The following is a 15,486-nucleotide window of genomic DNA, read 5'->3' on the forward strand; positions in this document are numbered from 1 at the left end:
ATGCCCCGCGGATATCGGGATCGTGCGGACGACAGTCTGCTGACCCTCATCGGCGACCTCCCCGACCTGGTCACGAACCTCGTCAAGGCCGAGATCGACGCGGCCAAGGCGTGGGTCGCGAAGACCTCGAAGGATGCCGGCATCGGCTCCGTGTGGTTCCTGGTCGCCCTGTTCTTCCTGTTCTGGGCCGTGCCCGTGGTCCTGGTGTTCGCCATCGCCGGGCTCTCGTCCTGGTGGCCGGTCTGGCTCTCGGCCATCGCCGTGTTCGGCATCCTGATCCTGGCGGTGCTGTTCTTCGCACTGCTCGGCATCCTGAAGTTCCGCAAGGTGCTGGCGCGGGAGAACCCTGCTCAGGCGGTTGCCGCCGACATCAAGATCGCGAAGGGCTCAGGCGATGACGAACTCTGACAGCACCGGCTCGCTGCCGAAGACCGCGGTCCCGGCCGGCATCGTCGATCCCGTGGCCTCGGCGAGGGCCGAGCTCAAGGCGGCGCTCGCCGCGATCGAGGTCAAGGGCAACTTCCCCCGGCGCATCGAGAAGGCCTCGGTGCGCGCAGCGGCGAAGGCGCGGCGATTCGCCGACCGCAACCCGGTCGGGGCGATCGCGGGAGCAGTCGCCCTCGCCGCCGTCGTGGGCAGCCTCGTGTGGGTCATCGCGCGCGCAGCCTCGCGCTGAGCATCCTTCCCGCGTCCACGGGGGTCGGGTTCCTCCGCGGGTTCGCACCCGTCCCGCAAAGGGGGCAGACTGGGTGCATGTCCGAAGAGCGCGAAGAGAACCCGTCCGGCTTCACCCTCTGGGCGGTCTGGCGACGCAATCCCGACGTCCCGGTGACCGAATCCGACTCCACTGAGCTCGAGACGATCGTCTCGTACATCGAAGACTCCGGCGTGACCGTGCGGGGCTTCTACGACGTCTCCGGCCTCAAGGCCGACGCCGACCTGATGGTGTGGCTCCACGGCGACACCGCCGAAGACCTGCAGAAGGCGCTGCGTCGTCTTCGTCGCACCGAACTGCTGCGCACCCTCCTGCCCGTGTGGAACGTCATGGGCGTGCACCGCGACGCCGAGTTCAACCGTCAGCACGTGCCCGGGTTCCTCCGCGGCATCGAGCCCAAGGACTGGCTCTGCCTCTACCCGTTCGTGCGCACCCCGGAGTGGTACCTCGCCCCGGAGGAGGAGCGTCGGAAGATGCTCGCCGATCACGGCCGCAAGGGCGCCGCGTTCACCGGGGTCATCGCGAACACGGTCGCCGCGTTCGCCCTCGGCGACTACGAGTGGCTCCTTCCCCTCGAGGCCGACGACGTCACCGAGCTCGTCGACCTGATGCGCGACCTGCGCTACACCGACGCGCGTCTGTACGTGAAGGAGGAGGTGCCCTTCTACACGGGGCGCCGACTGCGGTTCGACGAGATCGCGGACGTGCTGCAGTAGGCCCCGCCATGAGCACCCCGATCAGGTTGGGCACCCGCCGCAGCGCGCTCGCGCAGGCGCAGTCCGGTCATGTCGCCGCCGCCCTCGAGAAGGTCGCCGGCCGTCCTGTCGAGCTCGTTCCGATCACCAGCGAGGGCGACACCAACCGTGCGTCCCTGTCGGAGATCGGCGGCCAGGGCATCTTCGCCACCCGTCTTCGTGAGGCCCTCCTCGCCGGGGAGTGCGATCTCCTCGTGCACTCGCTGAAGGACCTGCCGACGGCGATCCCCGAGGGCCTCGTCATCGCAGCCACGCCGGTGCGTGAGGACGCCCGCGACGTCGCGATCACGCGCGACGGCATCCCCCTGCACGAGCTGCCGCCGGGAAGCCTCATCGGCACAGGGTCCCCGCGTCGCATCGCGCAGGTGCGACGGCGGGCCCCGCACGCCAGGGTGGTCGACATCCGCGGCAACGTCGACTCGCGTCTGCAGCGTGTGGCGACGGAGGAGCTGGATGCCGTCATCCTCGCCGCTGCCGGTCTGTCCCGCCTCGGAGCGGATTCGCCCCTGCGGCGCGAGGAGCTCGGGCTCGCCGAGTGGCCGACCGCCCCCGGGCAGGGGTCGCTCGCCGTCGAGACGCGTACGGATGCCGCTCCCGCGCTGCTCGCGGCACTCGCGGAGCTGGACGACGAGGCGACCCGTGTGGCGGTCACCGTCGAACGCGCGATCCTCGAAGGGCTGGACGCCGGATGCCAGGCGCCGATGGCCGCCCACGCGGTCGTCTCCGGCGCCTCGGTGCGCGTCAGAACGGTCGTCTACGCGGCCGACGGAGGCAGGAGAATCGGCCTCGACGTCACGGAAGACCTGAACGGGGAGTATATTCATCGGAACGGCAGTGGCAATGGAGCGGATGCTGCCGATGGTGCAGACCCGATGCACGCAGCGCGCGAGCTCGGGTTGACTGTTGCCCGTCGGCTGCTCGATCAAGGGGCGGCTGACCTCGTCTCCCGAGAGCATTCCTCATGACTGATTCAAAGCAGGACCGACCGCTGGACGGCTGGCGCATCCTCGTACCCCGCGGCGGACCGTGGGGCGACGGCGTCGCCGCGAGTCTGCGTTCCCAGGGCGCGGTGCCCGTCGTCGCGCCCCTCATCAACTTCGCCCCCACGACCGACCAGGCCGCGCTCGACGTGGCGCTGGAGCAGCTGGCAGCGGGTGCGTACGACTGGCTGACGATCACGAGTGCGACGACCGTCGACGTGATGTTCGCGCATCGCGCCGTCGTCCCCCGCACGACGAGGATCGCCGCGGTCGGCGAGACGACCGCCGCGGCTCTGCAGGCCGTGGGCTACGAGGTCGCGCTGGTGCCCGACGAGGACAACTCCGCCGAGGGCATGGCCGAGCAGCTGATCGGGCTGGAGACGGAGCCCCGTCGCATCCTGGCGCTGCGCAGCGAGATCGCGAAGCCGGTGCTGAGCAAGCTGCTGGAGAAGGCCGGACACGACGTCGACAGCGTGGTGGCGTACCGTACCGTCGGAGTCCCTGTGACCGATCGCATCATGCGCGATGTGCAGAACGGCCGCATCAACGCGATCCTGATCACCAGCGGCTCCGTCGCTCAGCAGGTGCGCGAGCAGTTCCCCGACATCCCCGACGAAACGCTGCTGGCTGCGATCGGGCCCCGTACCGCCCACGACGCCCGTAAGGCGGGGCTGCCGATCACGGTGGTCGCCGACCGGCAGACGGTGGATGCCCTCATCGACGCGGTGTCGCACTTCACGCTTCCGCACGCGGCCGACGAGTTCGCGCCGTGAGCTTCCCCGAGACCCGCCTCCGTCGGCTGAGGCAGTCGCCCGCCGTGCGCGACCTCGTACGCGAGACGTCCCTCGAACCCCGTCAGCTCGTGCTGCCGCTGTTCGTCAGGGAGGGCATCTCCGAGGCCTCTCCGATCGGCTCCATGCCCGGCGTCCTGCAGCACTCCCTCGACTCCCTGCGGGCAGCCGCCGTGGACGCGGCCGAGGCCGGAGTCGGCGGAGTGATGCTGTTCGGCGTGCCCGCGGTGCGCGATGCACGCGGCTCCGGGTCCGACGATCCCGCCGGCATCCTGAACGTCGCGACCGAGGCGCTGGCTGCCGAGGTGGGCGACGCCCTCGTGGTGCAGACCGATCTGTGTCTCGACGAGTTCACCGACCACGGCCACTGCGGCGTGCTCGCGGCTGACGGCTCGGTGGACAACGACGCGACCCTGGAGCGGTACACCGCGATGGCGCTCGCGCAGGCGCGAGCGGGCTCCCAGCTGCTCGGACTGTCGGGGATGATGGACGGCCAGGTCGCCGTCATCCGCGCGGCGCTCGACGCCGAGGGCTTCCACTCGACGCTGCTGCTCGCCTACGCCGCGAAGTACGCGAGCGCGTTCTACGGGCCGTTCCGCGAGGCGGTGGACTCTCAGCTCACCGGCGATCGCCGCACTTACCAGCTCGACCCCGGCAACCGCCGGGAGGGCGTGCGCGAGGCCGTCGTCGACGAGGCCGAGGGCGCCGACATCGTCATGGTGAAGCCGGCCATGTCCTTCCTCGACGTGCTCAGGGAGGTGCGCGACACCGTGCATATTCCGGTCTGGGCATATCAGGTGTCCGGCGAGTACGCGATGATCGAGGCCGCCGCCGCGAACGGCTGGATCGATCGTCGGGCCGCCGTGCTGGAGTCGCTGCTGTCGATCCGCCGCGCCGGAGCCGACGCCGTGCTGACCTACTGGGCGACCGAGGCCGCGCGCTGGCTGCGCGGCTGATCGCCCCTTCGCCATCCGGAGGAGTTCTCATGACCGACCGCAATGACGATCTGTTCGCCGCCGCCCGCGCGGTGACCCCCGGCGGAGTGAACTCTCCCGTGCGGGCCTATGGCTCGGTGGGGGGCACTCCGCGTTTCCTGGCCTCGGCCAAGGGGGCGAGGGTGACGGATGCCGCCGGCATCGAGTACGTCGACCTCGTCGCCTCGTGGGGGCCCGCTCTGCTCGGTCACGCGCACCCGGAGGTCGTCGCGGCGGTGCAGGAGGCTGCGACGCGCGGTCTGTCGTTCGGCGCTCCGACGGAGGGCGAGGTGGAGCTCGCGACGCTGATCGCCGACCGCGTGCGGTTCGCCGAGGCGCGCCCGGTCGAGCGCGTCCGTCTCGTGTCGACGGGCACCGAGGCGACGATGACCGCGATCCGCCTGGCGCGCGGGGCGACCGGTCGCGACCTGCTCGTGAAGTTCGCCGGCCATTACCACGGCCACTCCGACGGCCTGCTGGCGGAGGCCGGATCGGGGATCGCGACGCTCGCGCTCCCCGGATCCGCGGGCGTCCCCGCCCCGATCGCCGCGCAGACGCTCGTCATCGGCTACAACGATCCCGACGCGCTGGCGGCGGTCTTCGCCGAGCACGGCGACCGCATCGCGGCCGTGATCGTCGAGGCGTCGGCCGCCAACATGGGCGTGGTGGCGCCGGTTCCCGGTTTCAACCGCCTGATCGCCGACACCGCGCACGAGCACGGCGCCCTGATGATCCTCGACGAGGTGCTCACCGGATTCCGCGTGCACCCCGCGGGCTTCTGGGGCCTGCAGGCCGCGGCGGGCGAGGACTACCTCCCCGACATCATCACCTTCGGCAAGGTCGTCGGCGGGGGGATGCCGCTGGCGGCCCTCGGCGGACGCGCCGAGATCATGGACCTCCTCGCGCCCCTCGGCCCGGTGTACCAGGCGGGAACCCTGTCGGGGAACCCGCTCTCGGTCGCCGCGGGGCTCGCGACGCTGCGCCTCGCGACGCCGGAGGTGTACGAGACGGTGGACGCGGCATCCGCTCGCCTGGTCGCGGCTCTCGAGGGCGCGCTGACGGAGGCCGGGGTCACCCACTCCGTGGCGAAGGCGGGGAACCTGTTCAACGCTTCGTTCCGAGCCTCGGCGCCGCGCGACTACGCGGAGGCCCAGGCGCAGGAGTCGTTCCGGTACGCGCCGTTCTTCCATTCCATGCGCGAGCAGGGAGTGGCGCTCCCGCCGAGCGTGTTCGAGGCCTGGTTCCTCACCGCCGCTCACGGCGACGAGGAGCTCGAACTCATCGAGCAGGCGCTCCCGGCTGCGGCTGCGGCTGCGGCGGCGGCTCGCGCGACTCGCTCCTGACGACGGCTCCCTCCGCGCGCCTCGGCGGTCTCCGGACCCACCGAGACTCGAGTATAGTACATATATTCGAATCTCGGCGTGCGGGAAGGGGAGAAGTGGATCAACACGACAAGGGATCGTTGCGTTCCTGTGAGCAAGACCCAGACAACTGGGGGGATGCCGCTGGCAGACTGGTGGCATGGTGACGTTGCTGCTGGACCAGACGCAACTCGAGATCGTGCTCTCGCCGATCGAGCGCGCCGCGAGCTTCCACCGCGACAACATCCGCATCGAGCGCGAGACCATCGCCAAGGTGCAGCTCACCGATGACGCGTGGACGTGGCTCCGTGGAGTGCCGAACCCCGGCACGCACATCCCGGGAGTGCTCGCCGCGGGAACCTGGAAGACCGCGGGCAGCCTCGACTTCGTCCTGATCCGCAGGCGGCGACCGAGCGTCGTCATCGATCTCGACGGAGACCACGAGTACCGCCGGCTCATCCTGACGACGAGCCACGGTCTCGCGCTGACCCAGGCGCTCCGTCTGGACGTGTCCGACGAGCCCGCCGACGTCGAGGAGATCGTCGCGACCGCTCCGGTCCCGGTGTCCAAGGGGAGTCGCCGTCCCGTGATCCGTCCGCGGCCCGCCTGACCTCGTCAGAGACTCCGCTTCACACGACGAACCCCTCCGTGCCCGCAGGCAGGAGGGGTTCGTCGTGTCAGCGGCGTTCAGCCGTGGTGGTGGTCGTGGTGCTCACCGTCGTGGCGCTCGTGGTGCTCACCGTCGTGGCGCTCAGCCTCGTGGTGCTCGCCCTCGTGGTGCTCACCTTCGGGGTGCTCACCTTCGTGCTCGTGGCCCTCGTGCTCGTGGTGGTCGGAGGCCTGGTCGCCCTCGGCGGGATTCCCCGCGTCATGCGCAGCCTCTTCGGCGGAGCTTCCGTCCTGAGAGGTCGGAACAGTGTCGATCACTCCGGTCGTGGCGACCGACCAGTGCGCGCCCTCGTCCTGCCCCTGCTCATCGCTCGTCGGCGCGTGCTCATCGCCCGTGGGCGCCTCGCCGAAGGGGTAGTCCTTCGGCTCATCCTCGTAGTAGGCGCGAGCCGCGGCTGCGAGCATCGACGAGACGGCTGCCGCCCGAGGGTCGGCATCCTCTTCGCTCGCGGTTTCCGACGCTTCGTCGCCTACGGTCTCTGACGCTTCGTCGCCGGCGGTCTCCGACGCTTCGTCGCCCGCGGTCTCCGACGCTTCGGATTCTGTTGTTTCGGTGTCGGATGCCTCGGTGTCGGATGCCTCGGACGCCTCGGACGACTCGGGCTCGGACGCTGCGGTCGTCTCCTCCGAGGAGTCGAGGCCCTCGAAGACCTCGAGGCCGGAGTGCTCGGCGTCCTCGCCGGCATCGTGCGGCTCGGTGGCCGTCTCGCCGGTGTCGGCCGACGCGGTGCCGAACAGGATCTCGTCGAACGAGGGTCCTCCGGCGGGGTCTGCAGCGGGGGCCTCTTCGGTCTCGGTCGACTCGGCGACCTCGCCCGACGCCTCTGCGGTGCCGGTGTCAGCGTCGTCGTCTGTCGCGTCGTCAGCCGCATCGGCCGTGTCCTCGGCATCCGCTGCGTCTGCGGCGTACCCGAGCTCAGCGGCGGCGTGATCGACATCGGCCGCGGCATCCTCGGCGTCCGCTGCGGCGTCGACCGCGTCGGAGGCGGCATCGGCCGCATCCTCCGCAGAGGAGGCCTCGGCGATCGCCGCTCCCGCGCCGGCGGTCAGCACGGCGGCGGCCAGCGGGTCTCCGGGAACGGACTCGGCTTCCAGCGGCAGCACGTCCTCGGCGGCGGGCGCGTCATCGAGGGGGGCTTCGTCGGTGGACTCCTCCTCGACGGGGGTCTCCTCGACGGAGGCTTCCTCGACCGGGGCTTCCTCGGCGGCGTCGTCCGCGGCCGACGCGGGCGCCTCGGGGAGCACGAGCTGCGAGGCGACGGCCTCGGCGTGCGGCGCGAGCTTGCCTCCGCGCACGAGCTCGATGAACACATCCTCCAGCGTCGGTCCTCGCTGCACGAGGGTGCTCAGCGCGACGCCGGCGGCCGCTGCGACCGATCCGACGGTCTTGGCGTCTCCGCCGCGCACGGTGAGACCCGAGCGCAGCACCTCGACCTCGAACCCTGCGGCGGCGAGGGCGGAGGTGAGAGCGGCGCGATCCGCGGCATCCACCACCACCGAACCGGCTGCGGGGTCGGCGAGGCTCTCGATGCCGCTGGACAGGACCAGCCGGCCCTTCGACAGCACGAGCACGTGATCGGCGACCTGCTCGACCTCGCTCAGCACGTGCGAGGAGACGAGGACGGTGCGCCCCTCATCGGCCAGACGGCGCATCAGCAGGCGCATCCAGCGGATGCCCTCGGGGTCGAGGCCGTTGGCCGGCTCGTCGAAGACGAGGGTTCCGGCGTCGCCGAGCAGGGCGTGCGCGACGCTGAGGCGCTGCCGCATCCCGAGGGAGAAGCTGCCGATACGGCCCTCGCCCTCACCGTCGAGGCCCACGAGCGCGAGCACCTCGTCGACACGGGAGAGGGGGATGCCGTTGGCCTTCGCGGCGATGGTCAGCTGCCTGGCCGCGGTGCGCCGAGGGCGGTAGACCGTCTCCTCGAGCACCGAGCCGATCGTGCGCAACGGGGTGCGCAGGTCTGCATAGGGCACGCCGCCGATCGTGGCCGTACCGCTGGTCGGGCGCACCTGGCCGAGCAGGATGCGCAGCGAGGTCGTCTTGCCGGCTCCGTTCGGGCCGAGGAAAGCGGTCACGACACCGGGCTCGACCCGAGCGGAGAAGTCGGACACCGCCGTCACATCGTTGAAACGCTTCGTGACGCGCGTGAACTCGAGCACCTGTCCGTCGGGCATCCGCGACCTCTCCTTGCATGGGCAGTTCTGTCTATCCTGCCGGAAAAGCCGCAGGATCGCGCATTTCCCGGTGAAAAGGGCGCCTCGGAAACGGGAGTAGCCTGGCTCTCGTGACCGATCCCACCGTTGCTCCGCGCGTTCTCGTCCGCACCGAAGGAGCCCTCGGGCGGCTCACGCTCAACCGCCCTGAGGCGATCAACGCCCTCGACCACGACATGATCGTGCAGCTGACGGCGGCCCTCGACGCCTGGCGCGACGACACCGATGTGCAGATCGTCGTCCTGGACGGCGAAGGCGAGCGGGGCCTGTGCGCCGGAGGGGACGTCCGTGCGCTGCACGCGCAGATCGTCGCGGGGAAGGCGGAGGAGACCGCGCAGTTCTTCCGGGCCGAGTACGCCCTGAACGCGATGATCGCCGAGTACCCCAAGCCGGTCGTGGCGATCGCCGACGGCATCACGATGGGCGGCGGCATCGGCCTCGCCGGTCACGCGGCGATCCGCATCGTCACCGAGCGCTCGACCCTGGCGATGCCGGAGACCCGCATCGGATTCACTCCCGATGTCGGCGGCACCTGGCTGCTCGGGCGCGCCCCCGGCCGCTTCGGGGAGTACTTCGGCCTCACCGGCGGCACCATGAACGCCGCGGATGCCGTCTACCTCGGCTTCGCCGACCACTTCGTGCCCTCCGACCGGCTGGAGGCGCTGCGCGAGGCCCTCGCCTACCGTGCCGATCCGACCGGGCCGGCGGAGATCGTGCTGCTCTTCGACGAGACACCAGAGCCGTCGGCCCTGCCCGCATCGCGCGAGTGGATCGACGAGGCGTTCTCCGCACCGTCGGTCGCCGAGATCGTCGAGCGTCTGAAGGCGCAGGGCACAACGGATGCCGCAGCGATCGCCGACCTGCTGGAGGGCCTCGCCCCCACCGGTCTCGCCGTCACGCTCGACGCGGTCCGCGAGGCCAGGGACCTCCCCGGTCTGCGCGCGGCGCTGGAGGGCGAGTACCGCAGGGTGCTGTGGTTCGTGAACGAGCACCCCGACCTCGTGGAGGGCATCCGCGCGCAGCTGGTCGACAAGGACCGCAACCCGAAGTGGAACCCGCCGACCATCGCCGAACTGGCACCGGATGCCGGAGCCGACGCGCGGGCGTACGTGCCGGAGCACCCCCTGTTCTGAATCGGTCCCGTTGTTCTCCCGAGTGCACAAACCGCAGACCGCAGCGAAATAAGGTTCGCTGTGAGCGAAGGTCCCCCCTCAGGGGGATGCGAATGTCCGTGGCACGTGACAATCTGTGATGCGGCTGATTGTCGGTCGGCATCCGCCAGCCGAGAAATCCGCTGTTCCAACCCCTCAAGGAAGTCCGCCTGTGCTGGGAAAAATCCTCGTCCGCTATCTCTCCCGATATCGATGGCTGCTCGTCGGCGTCCTGGTGTTCCAGTTCGCCAGCGCCCTCGCGTCGCTGTACCTGCCGAACCTGAACAAAGACCTCATCGACCAGGGCGTCGCCCAGGGCGACACCGCGTACATCTGGCGCACCGGCCTGTTCATGCTCGTCGTCTCGCTCGGCCAGATCGTCGCGTCCGTCATCGCGACCTACTTCGCCGCCAGGGCCGCCATGGGGGCCGGCCGTGACATCCGCGCCGACGTCTTCGCCAAGGTGAGCGGATTCTCCGAGCGCGAGGTCTCGCAGTTCGGCGCCGGCTCACTGATCACCCGCAACACGAACGACGTGCAGCAGGTCCAGATGCTCGCCATGATGGGCGCGACGATGTTCGTCACCGCGCCTCTGCTCGCCATCGGCGGCATCATCATGGCCGTCGTGACGAACGCCAGCCTGAGCTGGCTGATCGCCGTCTCCGTCCCGGTCATGCTGATCATCGCCCTCCTGATCATCAGCCGCATGGTGCCGCTGTTCCGGAGCATGCAGAAGAAGATCGACAACGTCAACCGCATCATGCGCGAGCAGCTCACCGGCGTCCGCGTCGTGCGCGCCTTCGTGCGCGAGGAGATCGAAGAGGAGCGCTTCCGCGGCGCGAACACCGACATCATGGTGGTCGGCCGCAAGATCGGCTCCCTCTTCGTGCTCCTGTTCCCGCTGTTCATGCTCGTGCTCAACGTCACGGTCGTCGCGGTGATCTGGTTCGGCGGCATCGAGGTCAACTCGGGCACCGTCGAGATCGGCACGCTCTTCGCGTTCATGCAGTACATCGGCCAGATCATGATGGGTGTCATCATGTCGAGCTTCATGGCGATGATGATCCCGCGCGCCGCCGTCTCGGCCGAGCGCGTCGGCGAGGTCCTCGACTCGACGTCGAGCATGACGCGCCCCGAGCACGGCGTCAGCGACTTCCCCGTCCCCGGAGCCGTGGCCTTCGACGCCGTCGAGTTCACCTACCCCGGTGCGGAGTCGCCTGTCCTGCACGGCATCAGCTTCGCCGCGGAACCGGGGGAGACCGTCGCGATCGTCGGATCCACCGGTGCGGGCAAGACGACGCTCGTCTCCCTGATCCCTCGGCTCTTCGACGTCACCGGAGGCGCCGCCTTCGTGGGTGGGACCGACGTGCGCGAAGCCGACGTCGACGCGCTGTGGCAGAGCATCGGCCTGGTGCCCCAGCGTCCGTTCCTCTTCACGGGCACCGTGGCGTCGAACCTTCGCTACGGCCGTGAGGACGCCACCGATGAAGAGCTCTGGCATGCGCTGGAGATCGCACAGGGGCGCGACTTCGTCGAGGAGATGCCCGATGGGCTGAACTCGCGCATCGCCCAGGGTGGCACGAACGTCTCGGGCGGTCAGCGCCAGCGTCTCGCCATCGCCCGTGCGATCGTGCACCAGCCGCAGATCCTCGTCTTCGACGACTCGTTCTCGGCGCTCGATCTCACCACAGACGCTCGCCTGAGGCAGGCGCTGTGGCGGGAGCTCCCGCACGTCACGAAGATCGTCGTCGCGCAGCGCGTCTCGACGATCACGGATGCCGATCGCATCGTCGTCCTTGAAGGAGGAACCATGGTCGGCGTGGGCACCCACGAGGAGCTGCTCGAGACCAACGACACGTACCGCGAGATCGTCGAGTCGCAGCTGGGGGTGGACGCATGAGCGCGCAGAACCCGTCGACTCCCGAGAAGCCGCAGAGCCGTCGGGAGCGCATGGCGGCGGCCAAGGCCGCCGCGACCGTCGAGCCCGAGCTCACCGAGGAGGAGAAGTACGAGGCCGAGCTCGCCGAGCAGGCCCGTCAGAACTCGGGGGACTGGGACAGCGTCGCGCCGGGCAAGGCCGACAACTTCGGCCCGAGCTTCAAGCGGATGATCGGGCTCCTCAAGCCCTCCGCCGTCTGGTTCGTGTTCGTGTCGATCCTCGGCGCCATCGGCGTCTTCCTCTCCGTGGCGGCCCCGAAGGTCCTCGCCGAGGCGACCAACCTCGTCTACGCGGGCTTCTTCTCCAACGAACTGGGACGCAAGACCGACACGTTCCCCGGGTTCCCCGCAGGGACACCGAAGAGCGAGGTCGTGGAGCAGCTGCGCCAGTTCGGCCAGGACGACTTCGCCAACCAGGTCGCCGCGATGCGCGACTTCAAGGTCGGCGACGGCATCGACTTCGAGGCCATGCGCTGGATCATCCTCGCGGTGCTGGCGATCTACGTGCTCGCCGCGCTCCTCAGCTGGATCCAGGGCTACGTCATCAACGTCATCATGGTCCGCACCATGTGGCGCCTGCGCGAAGACGTCGAGGCGAAGATCAACCGTCTGCCCCTGTCGTACTTCGACAAGGTGCAGCGAGGTGAACTGATCTCGCGGGTCACGAACGACATCGACAACATCACGCAGACCATGCAGCAGTCGCTGTCCGGCGCCCTCACCTCCGTGCTCACGGTGGTCGGCGTGCTGATCATGATGTTCTCGATCTCGTGGCAGCTCGCGCTCGTCGCCCTGATCGCGCTCCCGCTGATGGGCGTCATCTTCGGCGTCATCGGTCCGCGTTCGCAGAAGGCCTTCGGCCAGCAGTGGCGCAAGGTCGGACGCCTGAACGCCCGCGTCGAGGAGGCCTTCTCCGGCCACGCACTGGTCAAGGTCTTCGGACGCGAGCAGGACGCTCTCGACAAGTTCCAGGTCGAGAACGAGGAGCTGTTCCAGTCGGCGTTCAAGGCGCAGTTCCTCTCGGGCATCATCATGCCCGCGATGACCTTCGTCGGCAGCCTCAGCTACGCCGCCCTCGCGGTGCTGGGTGGCCTCATGGTCGCCAACGGCCAGCTGCGCCTCGGCGACGTGCAGGCGTTCATCCAGTACTCGCAGCAGTTCTCCCAGCCGCTGGCAGAGCTCGGCGGCATGGCAGCGGTCGTGCAGTCGGGAACCGCCTCCGCGGAGCGCGTCTTCCAGCTGCTCGACGAAGACGAGCAGGAGCCGGATGCCGACGACGCCCCCACGGTCGTCGACGGCAAGGGCGTCATCGAGTTCGAGAACGTCGCGTTCTCCTACTCGGAGGACCGTCCGCTCATCACCGACCTGTCGTTCCAGGTCGAGCCAGGGCAGACCGTCGCGATCGTCGGCCCGACCGGCGCGGGAAAGACCACGCTGGTCAACCTGATCATGCGGTTCTACGAGCTCAGCGGCGGACGCATCCTGCTCGACGGGCAGGACATCGCGGACATGACACGCGACGACCTGCGCTCGCGCACCGGAATGGTGCTGCAGGATCCGTGGCTGTTCGCCGGGAGCATCCGCGAGAACATCCGCTACGGCCGCTCCACGGCGACCGACGACGAGGTGCTCGCCGCCGCGAAGGCGACGTACGTCGACCGGTTCGTGCACGCTCTCCCCGAGGGCTACGACACGGTCCTCGACGAAGACGCGTCGAACGTCTCGGCGGGCGAACGCCAGCTCATCACCATCGCCAGGGCGTTCGTCGCGCAGCCGTCGATCCTCATCCTCGATGAGGCGACATCGGCGGTCGACACCCGCACCGAGCTGCTGCTGCAGCACGCGATGGCGGCGCTCCGAGAAGGACGCACGTCCTTCGTCATCGCGCACCGCCTGTCGACCATCCGTGACGCCGACCTCATCCTCGTGATGGAGCACGGCGACATCGTGGAGAAGGGCACGCACGACGAGCTCATCGCCGCGCAGGGCGCCTACTGGCGTCTGTACCAGTCGCAGTTCGAGCAGGCCGCGGCCGACATCGACGCCGAAGAGGCGCTCACCGGAACGACCCCCGTGGTCGTCACCGGCGACGCCGAGGCCGAGGCGGATGCCGCGCGCGTCGGCGCCTCGGTCGGCGCGCAGAGCCCGGCAGCGGAGGTCGCCTCGGCGGAGTCGCTCATCGAGCGTTCGGACTCCGGCGACAACAGGGCCTGAGCTCACCGCGAAAGCCTCGCCCCGGTCACTCGGGGCGGGGCTTTCGCGTGCGCTGGGCCGTGTCCCCGGGAGTTGTGCGCCTGGGCGCCCGCGTGCTCAGGGGTCGTGCGCCCTGGGGCCGTGCGCCCGGGGGCTATGCGCCTGGCTCCGGCTAGCGTTTGTCGGAGGTCAGGCCGAAGAGCTCCAGGGGGTGGGTGAGACGCCACCAGGCGCTGGGCCCCTCGAGCTTCTTCTTCAGAGTGAGTGGAGTCGTCGCCGTGTCGAGGGGGCCGGCGACGGTCAACGTGCCGACCTCGGCGCCCGCCTTGCTCTTCTCGCCCAGATCGAACTCGGGCGTCGCCTCCGCCGCGGCGGAGTCCCACAGCACGACGTCGGCGTCGGCATCCGTCACGATCTCGGTGGATGCACCCCACAGGGTGTCCACCTCTCCGACGACGGTTCCCTTCGCCACCGCGGGGGTCTCGGCCTGCAGCGCGTCCTCGACCTGCGAGAACAGAGACCGCGTCGACGCGAGACGCATGTCGTCATCGGCCTGCGTGAGCACCGAGGCGTAGAGATGCACGGTCGTGCCGTCGACGACCACGTCCTTCGCGGTGAGCAGATTCCAGCTCTCGTGAAGGGTGCCGGTCTTGATGCCGACCACACCGGAGTCCGACAGCATCCCGTTCGTGTTCTTCACGAGTCCGGCGCCCGGCAGCTCGACCGAGGGCGTGCCGACGATCCCCGCGAACACGGGGTTCTGCATCGCCCGCTCCGCCACGGCGATCAGCGCCTCGGGGGTCGCCGTGTTGCGCTCGTCGAACCCGGAGGGCGAGAGGATCGTGATGCCCTGGATGCCGCGATCTCTGAGCCAGGTCGCCGCGGCGTCTGCGAAGGCCTTGTCCGAGCCCCAGATCTCCTTCGCGAGGCGGTCGATGTAGTTGTTCGCCGAGCCGAGCAGGATGCCTTGCAGCATCTGGAACTCCGTCAGGGAACCCCCGACGGGCACGTCGAGCGCCGACTGGTCGCTGCGCTTGTACGCGAGATACGACTGGCTGTCGGCCTTGGTGAACGAGAAGGACGGGCCCTGCTCGCCGACGGCGAGCGGCATCTGATCCAGCACCATGAGCACGCTGACCACCTTGGTGATGCTCGCGATGACGGCCGGATCCGGCGAAGAGGCGACCGTTCCGATGCCCTGGATGCCGACCGCCGCGCTGCCCTGCGTCGGCCACGTGATGGCCGCTGCCGGAGCGGCCGTCGCCTGGAACTCCGCCGTCTTCACGGTCGGCGCGACCTCGTGCAGCGGCCACAGCAGGGTCGTGCCCGCGTAGGAGGCGGCCAGTGCGGCGAGGATGCCGATCGGCACGAGCACGCCTGGACCCGCCGCGGCGGGGCGCAGCCGGGCGCCCGTCCAGAGCGCGGCCCCTGGTTCGCGCACCTGATCGCCGTCGAGCGTCGCCGTCGGGGAGTGGTCGGCGACGGATGCCGCATCCACCCAGGTGAGTGCGGTCGCCGCTCCGCCCTCGCTCGCCCACTGAGCGGCGGGGGCCTCTGCGTCCGCGACCAGCTGCTCCAGTTCGGAGTCGTGAGCCGAAGCATCCGGGATCGCGGGGACCCGGTCGAGCTCCGCGTCGATGGCCGACGTGTCCGCGTCTGCGGCGGCGTCGATCGGGGCATCGCCCAGGGGAGCGGTGGCCTCGGCGGAGTCAGGAGCGGTCACCTGCTTACGGTACCGAACTCTC

General features: G+C 69.7%; 13 protein-coding genes. 11 read left to right on the forward strand and 2 right to left on the reverse strand.

The window, feature by feature from the left end; all coding sequences use genetic code 11:
* The 8 genes from LC438_RS02545 (at position 1) to LC438_RS02580 (ending at position 6,186) form a co-directional block, all read left to right on the forward strand.
* The gene (locus LC438_RS02545) at positions 1–408 is read left to right on the forward strand and encodes a phage holin family protein (protein WP_105674262.1); all 408 of its coding nucleotides are present in this window, start codon (positions 1–3) and stop codon (positions 406–408) included.
* On the forward strand, positions 395–676 hold the full coding sequence (locus tag LC438_RS02550) for a hypothetical protein (protein WP_105674260.1): 282 nt from the start codon (positions 395–397) through the stop codon (positions 674–676). Before LC438_RS02545 ends, LC438_RS02550 begins: the two co-directional genes overlap by 14 nt.
* Before the next feature lie 77 nt (positions 677–753).
* A complete protein-coding gene (gene hemQ, locus LC438_RS02555) occupies positions 754–1,431 on the forward strand; it encodes a hydrogen peroxide-dependent heme synthase (RefSeq protein WP_105674258.1) in 678 nt (225 codons plus the stop codon).
* 8 nt (positions 1,432–1,439) lie between these two features.
* Positions 1,440–2,435 carry a hydroxymethylbilane synthase gene (gene hemC, locus LC438_RS02560; protein ID WP_105674256.1) on the forward strand — a complete coding sequence of 332 codons (996 nt, stop codon included), beginning with the start codon at positions 1,440–1,442 and terminating at the stop codon, positions 2,433–2,435.
* Positions 2,432–3,223 carry a uroporphyrinogen-III synthase gene (locus tag LC438_RS02565; protein ID WP_105674254.1) on the forward strand — a complete coding sequence of 264 codons (792 nt, stop codon included), beginning with the start codon at positions 2,432–2,434 and terminating at the stop codon, positions 3,221–3,223. The genes hemC and LC438_RS02565 overlap by 4 nt, the downstream gene beginning before the upstream one ends.
* The gene (gene hemB, locus LC438_RS02570) at positions 3,220–4,197 is read left to right on the forward strand and encodes a porphobilinogen synthase (protein ID WP_105674252.1); all 978 of its coding nucleotides are present in this window, start codon (positions 3,220–3,222) and stop codon (positions 4,195–4,197) included. The genes LC438_RS02565 and hemB overlap by 4 nt, the downstream gene beginning before the upstream one ends.
* Before the next feature lie 29 nt (positions 4,198–4,226).
* The gene (locus LC438_RS02575) at positions 4,227–5,558 is read left to right on the forward strand and encodes a glutamate-1-semialdehyde 2,1-aminomutase (RefSeq protein WP_223585747.1); all 1,332 of its coding nucleotides are present in this window, start codon (positions 4,227–4,229) and stop codon (positions 5,556–5,558) included.
* A 178-nt stretch (positions 5,559–5,736) separates the two neighbouring features.
* Positions 5,737–6,186, forward strand: coding sequence for a hypothetical protein (locus LC438_RS02580; protein ID WP_105674248.1), 450 nt, complete (start codon positions 5,737–5,739; stop codon positions 6,184–6,186).
* A gap of 77 nt (positions 6,187–6,263) precedes the next feature.
* Here the strand turns inward: LC438_RS02580 and LC438_RS02585 are convergent, their stop codons facing one another.
* Entirely contained in the window at positions 6,264–8,420 is a 2,157-nt protein-coding gene (locus tag LC438_RS02585) for an ATP-binding cassette domain-containing protein (RefSeq protein WP_223585748.1), read from the reverse strand.
* Between the two features lie 110 nt (positions 8,421–8,530).
* Between LC438_RS02585 and LC438_RS02590 the strand changes: the two genes are divergently transcribed.
* The 3 genes from LC438_RS02590 to LC438_RS02600 all read left to right on the forward strand — a co-directional run bounded on the left by LC438_RS02590 (position 8,531) and on the right by LC438_RS02600 (position 13,762).
* Complete coding sequence (locus LC438_RS02590; protein ID WP_105674245.1) at positions 8,531–9,592, forward strand: enoyl-CoA hydratase/isomerase family protein; 1,062 nt, start codon at positions 8,531–8,533, stop codon at positions 9,590–9,592.
* Between the two features lie 190 nt (positions 9,593–9,782).
* Complete coding sequence (locus tag LC438_RS02595; protein WP_105674243.1) at positions 9,783–11,510, forward strand: ABC transporter ATP-binding protein; 1,728 nt, start codon at positions 9,783–9,785, stop codon at positions 11,508–11,510.
* Positions 11,511–11,560: 50 nt separating this feature from the next.
* Positions 11,561–13,762, forward strand: coding sequence for an ABC transporter ATP-binding protein (locus LC438_RS02600; protein WP_223587441.1), 2,202 nt, complete (start codon positions 11,561–11,563; stop codon positions 13,760–13,762).
* 151 nt (positions 13,763–13,913) lie between these two features.
* On the opposite strand, the gene LC438_RS02605 is transcribed toward LC438_RS02600, so the two are convergent.
* Positions 13,914–15,464, reverse strand: coding sequence for a D-alanyl-D-alanine carboxypeptidase (locus LC438_RS02605; RefSeq protein WP_223585749.1), 1,551 nt, complete (start codon positions 15,462–15,464; stop codon positions 13,914–13,916).
* Positions 15,465–15,486 lie beyond the last annotated feature (22 nt).

The organism is Microbacterium sp. OVT16B (genome assembly GCF_019969705.1).
GTDB classification, from domain to species: Bacteria; Actinomycetota; Actinomycetes; order Actinomycetales; family Microbacteriaceae; genus Microbacterium; species Microbacterium natoriense.